Consider the following 15,292-nt stretch of genomic DNA (forward strand, 5'->3'; position numbering starts at 1 on the left):
TCCGTTTACGAGTAGCTTACATCAGCGCTGACAGTATCTACAGCTGATCGAACAACGACAGACCAGTTACTCTGGAAAAAGTCTGCTGCGCAGCCTGCAGCACGAAGCTCTGAAAGGATAAATCACTGATCGCCTTGGCGTAGTCGAGATCCTCTACCTTGGAGCGCAGTTCGGTGAGGATGATTTCGTTATCCTCAAGCACTGCTCTGGTATCTTCGACGGTGTTGAGTCGCGCACCGACCTCGGTGCGCACCTCAAGCATCGCTGTTTCAGCATTGTCGAGATTGGCGATGGTAGTGTCGAGCATGGCAGAGAACGTTTCCCTGCCCTCAGGGGTATCGCTCACGTTCTCCAGGCCGTCGATGAAACGTTCGAGCGTATCGAAGACCGGCTGCTTGTCCGATGTGCGCACGAAAAAGGCATCGCCCACTGCTGGCGCACCCTGTATCTCCACCTGTACACCGCTCGCTTCAATACTGATCGCTGCGCCAGGCGTATAAGGTTGAGCCGTCACTATGGGCCGGTCATCGCTCACGGTGTACACCGAATAATTCGGACCGGGTGGCGCCACGCTGTTGACATCGTTGAACACGATTTTCATGTCTTCAGGGGCGAAAGCGTCCAGTTTGGCCTGATCAGTCACCTGACCGATCGTGATAAAGGCCGGTGGACTGGAAGTATTGCCCTTGCTGCCTTCGGTACAGATGGTGTTGCCGGCGCTGTCGACGTCCATGAACACCGACTTGCCGTTGTCGGTGCCGGCAATGGTCACGCTCGATGAAATCTGGATGAAACGGCGGCCTTCGTCAGAGGTATATTCGACGCTGCCTGAGGGCGTCTGCTCGAAAGGCGCCTGCTTGTTCTGAAAACCCCCGAAGAGATATTCGCCCCGGCCATCGGTACTGTTGGCCAGCCCTTTGAGCTGGTCGAGCCGGCTACGCAGCTCCTGCGCAATAGAATTGCGGTCGGCGGCGCTCAGGATGCCATCGCCGGACTGAATCGCCAGTTCGCGGACACGCTGATAAATTTCGGTCACGCCTTCGAGCACACCATCTTCAAGCTCGAGACGGCTCTGCGCCAGATCGACGTTCTTCTGGAACTGGCTGTTCTGCTCGAGTTCCTGATTGAGCCTGAGTACTCGCGAAGCACCAACCGGATCATCTGCTGGCGACAGAATTTTCTTGCCAGAGCTGATCTGCTGCTGCGTTCGCGTGACCTCCTGCTGCGCATTGCCGAGGTTAGCGATACCGTTGCTGTACAACATTTGCGTGGAAATTCGCATGTAAACCTCTTGTCAAAATCCTGTTATCGAACTGCGCCGAGCAGTGTGTCGAACAATTCGCGCGCGACAGAGACGATCTGGGCGTTCGCATTATAGGCCTGCTGAAACTGAATCAGTTTTGCGGCTTCCTCATCCAGGTTGACCCCGGCTACCGCATCGAGCCGACCTTCGGACTGTGTCAGCAAGGAGCTGGCCGCTTCCGCATCCGCTCGTGCCTCGTTAGTCTGGGCACCGATACTGGACACGAATGAGGCGTAGGCTCCATTGAAACTGTCCTTGCCAGGCCCGACAAATCCGCCTGCCTCGAGGCCAAGCAGCGCAAGCGCATTGCGATTGTCGCCGAAGCCATCACTATTATAGGCGATAGTGAATGCATCGCCCTTTGCCGGAGTTCCGGATATCGACGTCATGAAGCCGCGAAAGGCGGTCTCGGTAGCCGGTGTCGGTGTAAAAATGGCATTGTTGCTGCCGCGCAGCCGCAGGCCGTCCTCCAGCACCACATCCAGCTGCCCACCAACTACCGCTTCTTCGTTGTTGTTCAGGGTCTGTGGCACGGCGGTGCCTGCGCTGGTCAACTGAACCGAATCGCCATCCGCCGCAGCGCCGGTCAACCCGACCTGAATATTGCGGCCATCGGTCGAACGCAGGGATAAGGAAGTGCCATCTGAAAGCGCCACAATTCCGAGCGACTTCATGCCCTCATCCGCATTGATGGCATCGGCAATGGCTGCAGGACTGTCCGCCACCGGATCAGCAAAGCTGGCCTCGAAGCTGTATGGCGGTTGACCATTGGTGCCGGCTATCGTGACCCTGAGTGCTGCCGAGCCCGGGGTACCGCCATCATTAAAATTCGACAACTGCAGATCGGTAAAGGCTGAGGCCTTGATGCCCGGTGTGCCATTGAGTGCAGCCGCGATATTCCCAGCCGTCGAATTTGCGGGCACGTTGACTGTCGGGAACGTCGTAATTGCACCAGTTTCCGGATTGCGGCCTTCTATGGAAATCGTCTGCGCGCCGTAGCCATTGTTCAGCAGCGCTGGCGGCGTAGTCAGCGAGAGTGCCTGCGGTGGCTGAATAACGCCAATACTGGTGCCATCTGCAGCCACCTGCACCGCAAATGGATCAGATGAAAACAGCTCGTTGCGAATGCCCGGCACATAGCGCTGGTTTGACAGCGGTGGACTCAGCGGCTGCGGATTGGCCGGGTCGGAATTGTCGAGCACTTCGTAGGTAGTTTCGTTGAGAAAACGCACCACCAGCGGTGGCGTCAACTCGGCAGGGCTGGCGAAACCTGGTAGCAGCTCGTTGGTGTTCAAGCTCCGATTGCCGACCATACTGCCCTGGCTGATGGTCGCAGAACCGGTGTTGCTCTTCTGACTCTCGGTTCTTATTGGTGCGGCCAGCGCAAGATCCTCAACCCGGTCCACGACCAGACCAAGCCCGCTAATCCCGCTGCGGGTTGGCTGTATGAGAAATCGGTCACCTGGCTGAAAGCTGCCGGATTCAAACTGAATGGCCATGCCATCCAGCTCGAGTTTGGCCGGATAAAGGCCGCCCAGACTCGTCCGGGTAATCGTCGCGCCGGTAGTAGCATCCTTGACCACCAGGTCGTCGCGGCCAGGCCCGGTGAATTCGATGGCATAATCGCGGGTCTTCAGCGCGGTGGTGTCTTCGATGCGAACTGATACGATTCGATCATTCGGCTGCGCATTCGCCGCGTTGCCGACAACCCTTGCCAGCATGGCTTCTTCGGAATTGACATCATTGAAGTACAGGCCGCCGAACTGGTTCTCAAGCGTCATACCCTGCTGATGCTGATCGTTCACGCGATCTGCTATCGAGATGGCCAAGCGGCCGAGATTATTCTGCGCCGGTTCAAGCACCGCTTCCCTGAAGCGGATCAGACCACCCAGCTCGCCACCAGTAATCTCACGGGTAATCTGTACGAAGCGACCCTCCTTACCAATGGCAATTTCGAGCGAATTGGGATCATCTTCGTTCTTACGCGCAACGATGCTGCTCGAACTCGAGCCCATGACGAGCGCCTGGCCCTTGCCGATGAACACATTGAGCTGGCCATCGTCCTGGGGAATGACGTTGATCGACACCTTGGTCGCCAGTTCCTTGATCAGCATATCGCGCTTGTCGAGCAGATCATTCGGCTGGCTGCCGGAAGCCGCGCCTTTGGCTGAGACGATGGATCTGTTCGTTTCAGCAATGGCTGCAGCGAGACCGTTGACGTCCTCGACCTGGCTGCGAATACTGGTTTCGACAGAACTGGACTGTGCTGTCAGCCGATCATTGATCAGGCGAAAGCGGTCGACCAGACGGTTCGACTGCGATAGCAGTTCCTGTCGGGCAGGCACCGATGATGGATCTTCTGCGGCTATTTGCAGCGCACCGAAAAAATCTGACAGCGCCGGTGAAATGCCGGTGCGTGGATCAGCCAGCAGGTTGTTGATCTGCTCAAGATTCTCCGCAACGATGCCAATTTCCGCGGACACCGAAGTATCGCTTCGAACCTGAGTCTGCAGATACGAATCTGTCAGACGCTGGATATCCGTAATCTGCGCGCCACTGCCCAGGTAACCTGCACCCGTAAACTGGCCACCGAGCTGATCGAACTCTGCGCGCTGACGCGTGTAGCCCTCGGTATTGGCATTGGCAACGTTGTTACCGGTTACCCTGAGCGCGGTTTGATGCGCCAGTACACCACTCAGTCCAATATTCAGCAATGAGCCGGCCATCAGATATCTCCCTCGGCATCAGTCGATGCGCGCTGCGGGTTGAGCTGCTGCACGTCGGTCTGCGGGGAAGAAGCAGACTTGAGATAGGCGCTTTGAACAATTCGTTGAATCTTGCTCGCGTACTCTGGGTCGGTTGCGTAGCCAGCCTGCTGCAAGGCATTGGAAAAGCCAACATGGTCACTGGCGACAGCGACGGCTTCAGCGTACCGGGGCTTGGAGCCAAGGAACTTGAGGTAGTCCTGGAAACTGTCGGCGTAAGAGTCGTAAGCTCTGAACTCGGCTCGCTCCTTCATGGCGACGCCACCCCGGAATTCCGTAGTCAGGATCTCTGCCTTGTCGCCAGTCCAGTCACTGCCGGCCTTGATGCCGAACAGGTTATAACTTGGGGCACCGTCGGTTCCGGTGATCATGTGCTTGCCCCAGCCCGTTTCCAGCGCAGCCTGCGCCAGCAAAACCTTGGGATCGGCTCCCAGTTCTTCAGCCACCTGACGGGCATGTGGCAACAAGGTTTCGACAAACTCGGCTGGTGTTTCGAAACGAACCGGGTCGGCTGTGTGAGATGAGGCGGCCACAGTGACTGGCGAGGCAGCTTGCGCGGCAACGCTGTCTGCTTTTGCCGGGCTCATGCGATCGGCGTCGACCACCAAAGCGTCGACTTCATCCAGCACCTGCTGCTCTGCTTCTCGAAGCTGAATGGCTGGTACGTTACGTGCGGTCTCCGCCAGGCTTCTCCAATTGCCAGAGGAAGCAGTGTCGGTGTCGGTATCTTTCGGATTACCACTGGCATCGAGTCCATAACGCCCACCCAACTGTCTGACCAGCATATCTGCCAGGCCAGAGCCCTTGCCAGAGGACATGTTCAGCGTCATCTGCTGATCGAGCATGTCTTCATACATGTCAGTAGCCGACGAGTTGAACGGATTGTCCTTTGCGAATACCTCGTTAGCGGCACGCATGCTCTTCATGACTTCACCCATCATGATGGCTTCGAACTGACGGGCAACGGTCTTCAGTGCTTCTGCCTTGTCGGCGCCCTTTGCTTTTAGCCCCTGGAGGGCGCTGAGATCGTTATAGTTCTGGGCATCTGCAGCATATTTTTTAGTCATGGCTGCAGACGACCCTGCTGGGTTCAACAGTGACGCGCTGCCGAAAGTGCCTGTGCTGTTTGCCATGACGGTGCCTCTGCCCCAGCCTATATGACGATGAGTTCGGCGCGCAGTGCACCGGCTTGTTTCAGAGCTTCAAGTACAGCCATGACATCGCCAGGGGCTGCACCAACCTGATTTACTGCACGAACAATTTCTGCCAGTGTCGTCGCTGGCCCGAACTGGAACATCCTTGCGGGCTCCTGGTTCACGTCGATATCCGTCTGCGGAACGACGGCAGTTTCGCCACCAGAAAGTGCGTTAGGCTGACTGATACCAAAACTTTCGCTGATGGTCACGGACAGACTGCCATGCGTGACAGCGGCAGGCAGTACCCTCACGTTCTGACCCACGACGATCGTGCCGGTGCGGCTGTTGATCACAATGCGTGCAGTTTCTGTACCTGGCTCGACCTGCAGGTTTTCGAGGATCGACAAGTAGCTGACGCGCTGTGCTGCATCACGAGGTGCCTGCACCCGAATGCTATTCGCATCGACTGCACTGGCAACGCCCTCACCCAGCATGGTGTTGATGGCTTCCTGTACACGTTTTGCTGTCGTAAAGTCTGGCGAGTTCAGCTGCAAGGTGATGGTGTCACCTTCACTGAAGGCTGTAGGCACGCTTCGTTCGACATTGGCACCGTTAGGAATACGACCAACACTCGGCTGGTTGACGGTCACGCTGGAGCCATCTGCGCCTTCGATCCCGAAACCGCCGACGATCAGATTACCCTGGGCGGTCGCATACACCTGACCATCAGCACCGCGCATATTGGACAGCAGCAGACTGCCGCCCCGCAGACTCTTGGCGTTGCCGATGGAAGAGACCGTAATATCGATCCGTTGTCCTGGCTTGGCAAAGGCAGGCAGATCGGCATGCAGGGTGACCGCCGCGATGTTCTTGGTGTTCGGGTTGACGTTTGGTGGAATGGTCACGCCAAAGCGATTCATCATGTTGCGGAAGGTCTGATTGGTGAACGGTGCGGAATCGCCCGTCCCATCAAGACCCACGACCAGGCCATAGCCCACGATCGCGTTACTGCGAATGCCGGCAATACTACTGATATCCTTCAGTCGTTCAGCCTGTGCATAGGAGCCCAACATGGTGCCGACTACCAGCAGTGCTGCGATCACCAGACGAATGTTCATTACAGTGGCCACCATTCAGAGTTGAAGAACCGGCCAAGCCAGCCCTGTCGGTTGGCATCGGCAAAACTGCCGGTACCTGAGTAAGCGATGCGTGCATCGGCGATCTTGTTCGACATCACGGTATTGTCGACGCCAATATCGTCTGACCGCACCAGGCCCGAGAGGCGGATATATTCATCGCCTTCGGTCAGCGTGAGCCACTTTTCGCCGCGGATCCGCAACAGACCGTTCGGCAGCACTTCAGACACCGTCACACTGATGCTGCCGTTGAGACTGTTGCTCTGATCAGCTTCGGCTTCACCATCAAAACTACGCGCGGAGCTGCCGGCAATGCTCAGGTCGAGGCCGCCAAGGCTGGTTTCCCTGCCGAACAGGCGGGGGTTGCCAATGGCAATATCCGCCTCTTTGCTCATGGATGTTTCGGCTGATTTGGACGATCGCGTCGTTTCCTGCAACAGCACGGTCAGCAGATCACCCTGCCGATGTGCGGTCTTGTCACCAAAGAGCGTGAAGCCTGGCGCTGAGGAAGCGATCGAGCCATCGACCGGTGCTGGCTGCCTCAGTTCCTGAAAGCTGACAGGCGCGAAGTTCGGGTCGCCGGGCTTGATCTGCTCACGCATGACAGGCGCACAGGCCGTAGTACCAGCAACGAGCAGCACGATGGCAAGACTGAAGAGTTTTTTCGGGCTCATGTTTGGGCTCATGTTAGTCACCAGGCTAGGCCAAAGACGCATCAAAGGTTCTGGGTGATGTACTGCAGCATTTGATCTGCAGTGGTCACGACCTTGGCGTTCATCTCATAGGCGCGCTGGGTCGTGATCATGTTGACCATCTCTTCGACCACTTCGACGTTCGAAGTTTCGATGCTGCCCTGAATCAGCGTGCCGAGGCCATTCAGGCCAGGAACACCCTCTTCGGGTGCGCCGCTGGCATTGGTCTCACGAAAGAGGTTGCCGCCGATGGCTTCGAGACCAGCAGGATTGATGAACTGAACGGTATTGAGATTACCGATGCCCTGGAGTTGAGCTTCGCCCACGATGGTGACGGACACGGTACCGTCGGAACCGATGGTCAGTACGCCAGCATCTTCAGGCACGTCGAGACCTGGCTGGAGCTGATAGCCTTCAGGTGTGACCACCTGGCCCTCTGCGTTGAGCTGGAATTGACCGTCCCGGGTGTAGCCGATGGTGCCGTCAGGCATCAGGATCTGAAAGAAACCCTTGCCATTGATGGCGACATCGAGCGGTTGCTCAGTGACCTGGAGGTTACCTTCAGTCCACTGCTTCTGGGTGCCGACCACGCGAACACCGGTACCGATCTGAAGACCGGACGGCAGTGTGGAATCCTGGGCTGAAAGACCGCCAGGCTGACGGTCGATCTGATAAAGAAGATCCTGGAACATCGCACGGTCGCGTTTGAAACCGGTCGTGTTGACGTTAGCCAGGTTGTTGGAAATGGTCTTGAGGGCAGTATCCTGCGCGCTCAAACCAGTCTTGCTGACCCATAAGGCACCGTGCATTGCGATTCTCCCGAAAGCGGCAGACTACTGCCGTTGTTCACTGTCTTACTATGACAGCTGCAACAAGCGTGCCGAACTCTCGGAATTCTCCTGGAAGGTGCCCATTAGCTTCACTTGCATCTCATATTGACGAGACAGTGACATGATCTCCGTCATTTCTCCGACGGCATTGACGTTCGACGTCTCGAGAAAACCGGAGGCAATACGAACCGCGCCGTCAGGCTCGGCCACGCGACCTTCGACCGGCTGCCCAGCCAGGGCTGGATCGGCATTGAGAACTGCGTCAATGTCCTCACGGAAGCGGATAAGGCCATCCGAGCCCTTGCCGAGTTCGCGAGCATCAGGATTGACCAGACGAATCCTGTCGACCACCACCACCTCTTCAGGTGGCGCGCCAAGCGGAACGACGGAAATGGTGCCATCGCCGCCAATAGCCATCTTCGAGGCGGGCGGCAGCACGATAGGGCCTCCGTCACCCAGCACAGGCAAGCCAGATGCTGTACGCAGGACGCCGTTGACATCAATCTGCAATCCACCATCACGAGTGAAGGCTTCATTGCCATCAGGGGCCTGCACGACAAGCCAGCCCTCTCCCTTGACAGCGACATCGAGATCACGACCGGTCTGGATCATCGAACCACCGGCAAAGTCGGTAGCCGGATTTTCGGTCATTGCATAGGCACGGGTCGGAAAATGTTGGCCGTACACCGGCATGCTTCTGGCCTGGTGTAGGTCAGCCTTGAAGCCGGTGGTGTTGACGTTAGCCAAATTATTGGCGTGACCCTGTTGTGCGGTCATCGCCTGTTTGGCACCCGACATTGCTATATAAAGCCCTTTATCCACGAGATCGTACTCCCCATAAGGTCGTTGGAACCACGGCAGACGCGGGCTGTAGCATAATCACCGGCTCAGGGTTTCAACGCTCATTATCTGAGGTTGATGATAGTCTGAGTGATGGCATTGGCCGTTTCAATAGTCTTCGCGTTTGCCTGATAGTTACGTTGAGCAAGAATCAGACCAACCAGCTCCTCAGAAAGATCCACGTTGGATTCTTCCAGGGCACTGGCACGAATACCACCGAGCTGGGCCGTGCCAGGCGCACCGATAACTGGATTGCCGGACTTGAAAGTCTCGACCCAGGACGTATCGCCAACAGGCGCCAGACCCTGTGTATCGTTGAAGCTGGCCAGCGCGACGACACCCAGCACTCGCGATTCGCCGTTGGTATAGCGGGCAAAGATTTCGCCAGACTGCGCTACATCGAGACCGACTAACCGACCTGTTGTCGAACCATTCTGCTGCAGGTCATTTACCGAGAAATCGGAGCCAAACTGCGTAAACTCAGAGACATCGATACTGAAGTTGGAGCTGGTTGGCGGCGTCGGTATTGGCAACACGCCACCATTGATCACGTTGACCGGACCTTCTGCTCCATTGGGCGCACCATCGACACCGAGTGGTGTCCAGTTTGAAATAAGCACTTCATCCGACTCGACCTCATTGAAAGAGCCATCCTCATTGAATACCAGAGAGAATGCCGCTCGAGTTGCAGCGCCGCCGGCGACCAAGGGATCACCGACATCTTCGTTATCCACCTGCACATACATGGTCCAGAGATTGTCTGGTGAGTTCGTAGTTTGAGGTTCCTTGACGAAAAACTTGGTCAATACGTGTGAGTTGCCAAGACTGTCATATACAGTCGATGACGTGGCGTAGTTATACGTGCGCTCCTCCTCTGGATCGAACACGTTGTTCACGAATGGTGCGCCAGTAAAGTCGGAGACCAGGCCATCGGTCGTGGCCTGTGCTGCTGGCGGCGGATTCGCGGCATTGTAAGCGACACTGTTATCCACGACAGTGACGCCGCCGCTGAGATTCAGCTGCACACGACCACCAACCGTCGCCAGTTCATTGCCCCCGACCTGAAGCGTACTGGGGCTTATTGGTACTGGCAGCGCCTGGTTGTTCTGGATTGAATCAGCAGGCACTTCAGCAATTTCAAAACTATCGCCGTTGTTCGGGCCACTGATAGCGAAGTTAAGATCACTGCCTCTATCCTTCGTCAGCACAAGATCGCGAGTATCAGGGTTACCACCTGTTGGCGCTGGCCCTACCAGAACCGCGGACACGCCAACCAGAGTCGGAGACGAATTGATGGCGTTGCCCAGCTGCGTCAGGTCGGCAAAGCCATTGAAGGCGACGCCGTCGATCATCACCCCCATATTGCCGGAGGCATTGTTATAGCCAGAAGATGTCAGCCGCGCCTGTGTAATGGCTGTAGCATCAATATTGCGTACACCAGACAGCATGGAAGAAATGGCATCAGCACTGGAATTGGGTGGAATAAACACCGGCTGAGTGGTCCCGTCAGCCTGGGTAATGGTCAATGCCTGGCCAGGATAACCATTCACGGCAGGCGATCCAGCGGGTGCTGCAACCGGTGTACCTACAGCAGGTGTATTGGTAGCAATTGCCGTTCCCCGCTCGACCAGAATATCATCAGACGCATCGAGGTTAAGCACGGCATCGACTGAAGTTGTCCGCTTCGGCGCAAGGGCCGCTTCGTCCACTACCAGATCACTGAGCACACCGCCCACAGCACCATCTTCATCTGCCGGAAAGCCCTGAAGCCTGGCGCCTGTATTATTGACGACGAATCCATCCTTATCGACACGAGTCACGCCGGCGCGGGAAAAAGTCTGCGCACCGCTATCGTTCAGAACGAAGAAACCTTCACCATCAATGGCGAGATCGAGACCGTTCTCGGTGATGGAGATCGCGCCCTGGCTAAACTGCTGAGAGATGCTCTGCACCCGCACACCGTCACCCGCCCGCGCCGATCCGGTACTCAGAAAGCTGCTCGAATAAATATCACCGAATTCCGCACGTGACTGCTTGAAGCCGGTGGTGCTGGCGTTGGCAATGTTATTACCTGTGACTGACAAATCGGCGTTCGCAGCGCGGAGGCCGGTCAAAGCGACGTTAAATGGCATGATGAAATACCTCTATCATGTACAGCTATGCCCAGTTGGGCTTGTTACTCAGCCGCCCGGTCATACAGAGCGGCTAAAATCGAATTCTTTATTGCTAGACGCTTCTAGAAAATCTGTCTGACTTCGGACATGGCAATGCTGCCCTGCCCCGCCAGATTCAGCTTCACACCACCATCTGCCGCGATTGATACGCTGTCGACGTTAGCGCCGAGGAAGCTCTTGACCTGTTCAGGTTTACCGTCAAAATATCCTTCCACCTCTACGCGGTAGGAGCCGGCAGGCATGGGTTCACCATTGCTGTTCTTGCCGTCCCAGGTGAACTTCACCTCGCCAACCTGGTTCTGCCCGAGATCACTCTGACTGACAAGCGCACCGGACTGGGTATACACCTTCATGGTGAGCTTGCCCGAACCCTCAGGCACATCTGCAACACCAGAAATAGTGCCGCCCAGTGGCAGGGTGCCGCTCCCGACCGGCACAAGCACACTGCGGCCAACCATTGCCGATGCCTGCAAGGCCTGGGCGCTGCGGAACTCACCGGCAATATCGCCAACCGAGTTATTCAGCTCGGTGATGCCTTCAAGCGAACTGAACTGCGCCAACTGCGCCACGAAAGCCGTGTTGTCCTGTGGCTCCAGTGGGCTCTGGTTATTCAGCTGCGCAATCATGAGATTAAGAAACTCGTTCTTGCCCAGCTCGTTCTTATGCTTGATCTCTTCCTGCTTCGGCGCATATTGTTCCAGCGCTGATTTACCTATCGAGCCGATGTCGGTCATGCCAGTGGCCTCTTTGAACCTGTCATATTCGTTGTCTGTTGGTCATCAAACCGGGCTTTACTGGCCAAGCGTGAGCACTTGCTGAATCATTGTCTTGGCGGTGTTCATCACTTCCACGTTCATCTGGAAGCTGCGTGAGGCAGAGATCATGTCAGCCATCTCTTCCACCACGTTCACGTTCGGGTAAAACACATATCCATTCTCGTCAGCCGAAGGATGGTTCGGCTCGTAGCGTGGCTGCAGCGGTGCCTGGCTTTCGACGATGCCTTTGACAGCAACGCCCTGGCTCGCTGACTGCTCCGCCTGGTTCTCGAAGCCTGACATGTACGCGCCACCACCAGCGTTGTTCACGCCCAGGCTGCCCTGCATGCGCATCTGCTCCTGCGCCATCGCCGAGAAGATCGGCTTACGCGCCCGGTAGGTCTCGCCCTCACTCGAACTCGCTGCTTCGGCATTCGCTATATTGCTGGACACCGTGTTGAGTCGAATCGACTGTGCCGACATGCCTGAGCCGGCAACGTTGAAGATGTTCTGTAATGACATGGCGCCTACCCTCTATCTACCGCTGCTTACTCGCCACGAATGGCAGAAGTCAGACCCTTGAATTTCGAGTTCAGAAACTGGAATGAGGCCTGGAACTCCACCGCATTCGATGAAAACTCGGCAATCTCCACCTGACTATCTACCGTGTTGCCATCGATAGATGGCTGCGAAGGTACGCGATACTTGATATCTGCAGCCCCCGAGCCTGATATTTGCATATGACCTTCATGGGTCTTGTCGAGCTTGACCTGACCGCCGGACTGGCCACTGCTTGCCGCCTGCATGGCAGCCTTGAAGTCGAGATCCTTGGCTTTGAAATTCGGTGTGTCCGCATTCGCCAGGTTGTTGGAGAGGATCTCTGCCCTGCGCGAGCGCATCAGGAGACCTTGCTCGTGATTACCCAGTGCATTGCTCATTGATATCGTCATGTGTTTGTCCTGTGCTGAACGTGTCAGTCGTTTTCACAGTACAAAGCAAAAGCGGTGCCAGAGATCAACATGACTTTATATTCAGATGTTTAGCAAAAATTGACGTCAATAAAGCGAGCAGGCGGGGTGCTACTGCGGCAAGCCGCTACCGCCTGGAGGCGGCAACGGCAGCCGGGGTCGAAGCGGGGTCAGAGTTGGCGGGGAAAGCTGATAAGCATTTCCGCTGAAGGCGTATCGGGGCGATGCTGCTTTGGCTGTTCGATGGTGCCGCAGTAGAGGAAAGCGCAGATCTGCTCGTTGTCGGCCAGGCCCAGGCCCTTTCGCACGACATCGTGATAGGCAAAGCTCCCACTTCGCCACATCACGCCATAGCCACTGTTTTCCAGCATCAGCGAGTAGGTCTGCACCGCACAGCCCGCTGCCATCCACTGTTCGATGACCGGGACCTTATGCTGTTCATCCAGGCGCACGACGCCCACGATAATCATCGGGGCCCTGAGCGGTTTATCCAGAATCTTGGCCTGCTTCCCCTCCTTCAGGCCAGCTTCGCCAGCGTCCTGCAGTTCAGCTTGCAGAAAAAGTGTGCCAAGCTGCTTCTGGGCCTCGCCGGCCAGCACGATAAAACGGTAAGGCTTCAAATTGCCATGGTCAGGACTGCGACACACGGCGGGCAGCATGGCCTTCAGTTCGGCTTCGCTAGGCGCGGGTTCACAGAGTCTGGGCTCAGACTGCCTGGTCTGGAAAAAATCAGCGACAATGCGCCTTCCAGCGTCGGCAGCGGTAGAAAATTCAGTGGCGTCGTCAGTCATCTGGAGCATCCGAAAAAGGAAATGCCAACAATTGGCAAACCTGTTAGTCTGCACAGCGTCAGGCAGATTGCAATGGGTGCTTATGCCTGAGCAGCAACTCGCGTCCCATCGGACCCAGACAGTTTCTTTAGCAGAAGGAGGCAACGATGACTACGGAGCCGAAGCAGACCAGGACTTTCGCATCGTTCAGCGAGTTTTATCCTTACTATCTCAAGGAGCACAGCAATATACAGTGTCGCAGACTCCACTTCATAGGCACTTCACTGGTCATCGCCACGCTGCTGGTCGCGATATTTACTGCCAAATACAAGCTCCTGCTGATGCTGCCGATACTCGGCTACCTGCCGGCATGGATAGGTCACTTCTTTTTCGAACATAACCGCCCTGCCACATTCAAATACCCGCTGTACAGCCTGCTCGCGGATTTCGCCATGTATCGTGACATTCTGCTGAACAAGGTTCATATCTGACGCATGAATCAAATGGCTGTACTCAAGAAAGGCCGTAGCGGACAGACAGTTCCGCCGCGGAAGCTCCCAGGCTCGATGGCTAACGTTTCGCCACCGATGCCGGACTATAGCGCACGTATCCTCGGTTACATGCTGTTCGTCGGTATTATCGTCACCGGCATTGTGCTCGAACATTTCGACAAACGTCTCGTCTGGCTGGTGCCAGTAGCCATGCTATGGCCGCACCTGCTGTACTTCGGCATGCGCTACTGGCAGGTTCACGGCAATCTGCAAATCCGGCAGCGGGTCCTGTATTTCGATTGCCTCGTGACCGGTTTCATTCTCAATCTTCTGCAATTCAGTGTCACGCCCTCGCTCGCGATCCTGATCATGCTCTATTTCAGCCTGATCATCGTCGGCGGACTCACGGCCTTCTTCGTCGGCAACCTGGCCCTGCTTGCGGGGCTGACCGTTTCTTCGCTCACGATGGGACTGTCGCTGGCACCGATGACGCCGCCACTGCTGACCCTCGCCTGCATTCTGCTGGCGGCGCTCTTCATCTGCGTATCGGCACACTATATTCACCTGCAATCCCGGGCGCTGATGCTGGCGAAAACTGAAATCCAGATGCAGCGCGAGCAGTCGATCGCCCTGTCTCACAAGCTGGCGAAATACCTTTCGCCGCAGGTGTGGCAATCGATCTTTACTGGCGAACGCGATGTGAAGCTTGAAACACAGCGCAAGAAGCTCACGGTCTTCTTTTCCGACATCAAGGGTTTTACCGAGCTCTCGGAAGAGATCCAGGCCGAAAGCCTGACGGACCTGCTCAATACCTACTTCAACGAAATGGCGCAGATCGCGCTGAAGTTCGGTGGCACGATCGACAAGTTCGTCGGCGACAGCATCATGATCTTCTTCGGTGACCCCACCAGCCGCGGTTCTAAGGAAGACAGCCTGGCCTGTGTATCGATGGCCATAGAAATGCGTAAACGCATGAAGGTACTGCGGCAGAAATGGCGGAGTACTGGCGTGCGTGCGCCGCTTGAAGTCAGAATGGGCGTAAGTACCGGCTTCTGTACCGTTGGCAACTTCGGGTCGGAGAACCGCATGGACTACACGATCATAGGCAAGGAAGTGAATCTGGCCAGTCGCCTCGAGTCACTGGCCGAGCCCGGTGAGATTCTGGTTGGCTTTGAAACCTTCTCGCTCATCAAGGACATGATTCTCTGTCGTGACAAGGGCGAGATCGTGGTCAAGGGCTTCAACAAGCCAGTGCCCATCTATTCCGTAGTCGACTTCAGACGCGACATGGGGCGGAATCAGAGCTTTCTGGAGCAGGAAGCCGAGGGTTTTGCCATGTATATGGACTCGAGCAAGATCGGTGAAGAAGACCGTCAACGCATACAGCAATCGCTCGAGAAGGCGCTCGAGAAGCTCCGCGACGTCACCTGAT

At 56.3% G+C, this 15,292-nt stretch carries 14 protein-coding genes; 2 read left to right on the forward strand and 12 right to left on the reverse strand.

The features are described from left to right. Positions 1–37 precede the first annotated feature (37 nt). From flgL to ABD735_RS05400, 12 genes are all read right to left on the reverse strand, one after another. On the reverse strand, positions 38–1,282 hold the full coding sequence (gene flgL / locus ABD735_RS05345; protein WP_344804079.1) for a flagellar hook-associated protein FlgL: 1,245 nt from the start codon (positions 1,280–1,282) through the stop codon (positions 38–40). Positions 1,283–1,305: 23 nt separating this feature from the next. Beyond that, positions 1,306–4,029 (reverse strand): flagellar hook-associated protein FlgK, encoded by a 2,724-nt coding sequence (gene flgK / locus ABD735_RS05350; protein WP_344804081.1) that lies wholly within the window; start codon positions 4,027–4,029, stop codon positions 1,306–1,308. Beyond that, on the reverse strand, positions 4,029–5,201 hold the full coding sequence (gene flgJ / locus ABD735_RS05355; protein ID WP_344804083.1) for a flagellar assembly peptidoglycan hydrolase FlgJ: 1,173 nt from the start codon (positions 5,199–5,201) through the stop codon (positions 4,029–4,031). The genes flgK and flgJ overlap by 1 nt, the downstream gene beginning before the upstream one ends. A gap of 20 nt (positions 5,202–5,221) precedes the next feature. Beyond that, positions 5,222–6,322 carry a flagellar basal body P-ring protein FlgI gene (locus tag ABD735_RS05360; protein WP_425548575.1) on the reverse strand — a complete coding sequence of 367 codons (1,101 nt, stop codon included), beginning with the start codon at positions 6,320–6,322 and terminating at the stop codon, positions 5,222–5,224. Beyond that, positions 6,322–7,026 carry a flagellar basal body L-ring protein FlgH gene (flgH, locus tag ABD735_RS05365; protein WP_344804085.1) on the reverse strand — a complete coding sequence of 235 codons (705 nt, stop codon included), beginning with the start codon at positions 7,024–7,026 and terminating at the stop codon, positions 6,322–6,324. Before flgH ends, ABD735_RS05360 begins: the two co-directional genes overlap by 1 nt. 29 nt (positions 7,027–7,055) lie before the next feature. Beyond that, entirely contained in the window at positions 7,056–7,841 is a 786-nt protein-coding gene (flgG, locus tag ABD735_RS05370; protein ID WP_344804087.1) for a flagellar basal-body rod protein FlgG, read from the reverse strand. A gap of 48 nt (positions 7,842–7,889) precedes the next feature. Continuing rightward, positions 7,890–8,684: a flagellar basal body rod protein FlgF gene (locus tag ABD735_RS05375; protein ID WP_344804089.1), complete on the reverse strand. Its 795-nt coding sequence runs from the start codon at positions 8,682–8,684 to the stop codon at positions 7,890–7,892. An 83-nt stretch (positions 8,685–8,767) separates the two neighbouring features. Next, the gene (locus tag ABD735_RS05380) at positions 8,768–10,834 is read right to left on the reverse strand and encodes a flagellar hook-basal body complex protein (RefSeq protein ID WP_344804091.1); all 2,067 of its coding nucleotides are present in this window, start codon (positions 10,832–10,834) and stop codon (positions 8,768–8,770) included. 104 nt (positions 10,835–10,938) lie between these two features. Continuing rightward, on the reverse strand, positions 10,939–11,610 hold the full coding sequence (locus ABD735_RS05385; RefSeq protein WP_344804093.1) for a flagellar hook assembly protein FlgD: 672 nt from the start codon (positions 11,608–11,610) through the stop codon (positions 10,939–10,941). 57 nt (positions 11,611–11,667) lie between these two features. After that, positions 11,668–12,153 carry a flagellar basal body rod protein FlgC gene (flgC, locus tag ABD735_RS05390; RefSeq protein WP_344804095.1) on the reverse strand — a complete coding sequence of 162 codons (486 nt, stop codon included), beginning with the start codon at positions 12,151–12,153 and terminating at the stop codon, positions 11,668–11,670. A gap of 26 nt (positions 12,154–12,179) precedes the next feature. Further along, positions 12,180–12,581, reverse strand: coding sequence for a flagellar basal body rod protein FlgB (gene flgB, locus ABD735_RS05395; RefSeq protein ID WP_344804097.1), 402 nt, complete (start codon positions 12,579–12,581; stop codon positions 12,180–12,182). 188 nt (positions 12,582–12,769) lie between these two features. Further along, the gene (locus ABD735_RS05400) at positions 12,770–13,390 is read right to left on the reverse strand and encodes a nitroreductase family protein (protein ID WP_344804099.1); all 621 of its coding nucleotides are present in this window, start codon (positions 13,388–13,390) and stop codon (positions 12,770–12,772) included. Positions 13,391–13,536: 146 nt separating this feature from the next. On the opposite strand from ABD735_RS05400, the gene ABD735_RS05405 reads away from it, so the two are divergent. Together ABD735_RS05405 and ABD735_RS05410 are read left to right on the forward strand one after the other, a co-directional pair. Beyond that, positions 13,537–13,860: an Mpo1-like protein gene (locus ABD735_RS05405; protein ID WP_344804101.1), complete on the forward strand. Its 324-nt coding sequence runs from the start codon at positions 13,537–13,539 to the stop codon at positions 13,858–13,860. Between the two features lie 75 nt (positions 13,861–13,935). Further along, a complete protein-coding gene (locus ABD735_RS05410; RefSeq protein WP_344804103.1) occupies positions 13,936–15,291 on the forward strand; it encodes an adenylate/guanylate cyclase domain-containing protein in 1,356 nt (451 codons plus the stop codon). The last annotated feature ends 1 nt before the right edge of the window (position 15,292 follow it).

Origin of the sequence: Allohahella marinimesophila, from assembly GCF_039538005.1 — a bacterium.
GTDB lineage: Bacteria > Pseudomonadota > Gammaproteobacteria > Pseudomonadales > Oleiphilaceae > Allohahella > Allohahella marinimesophila.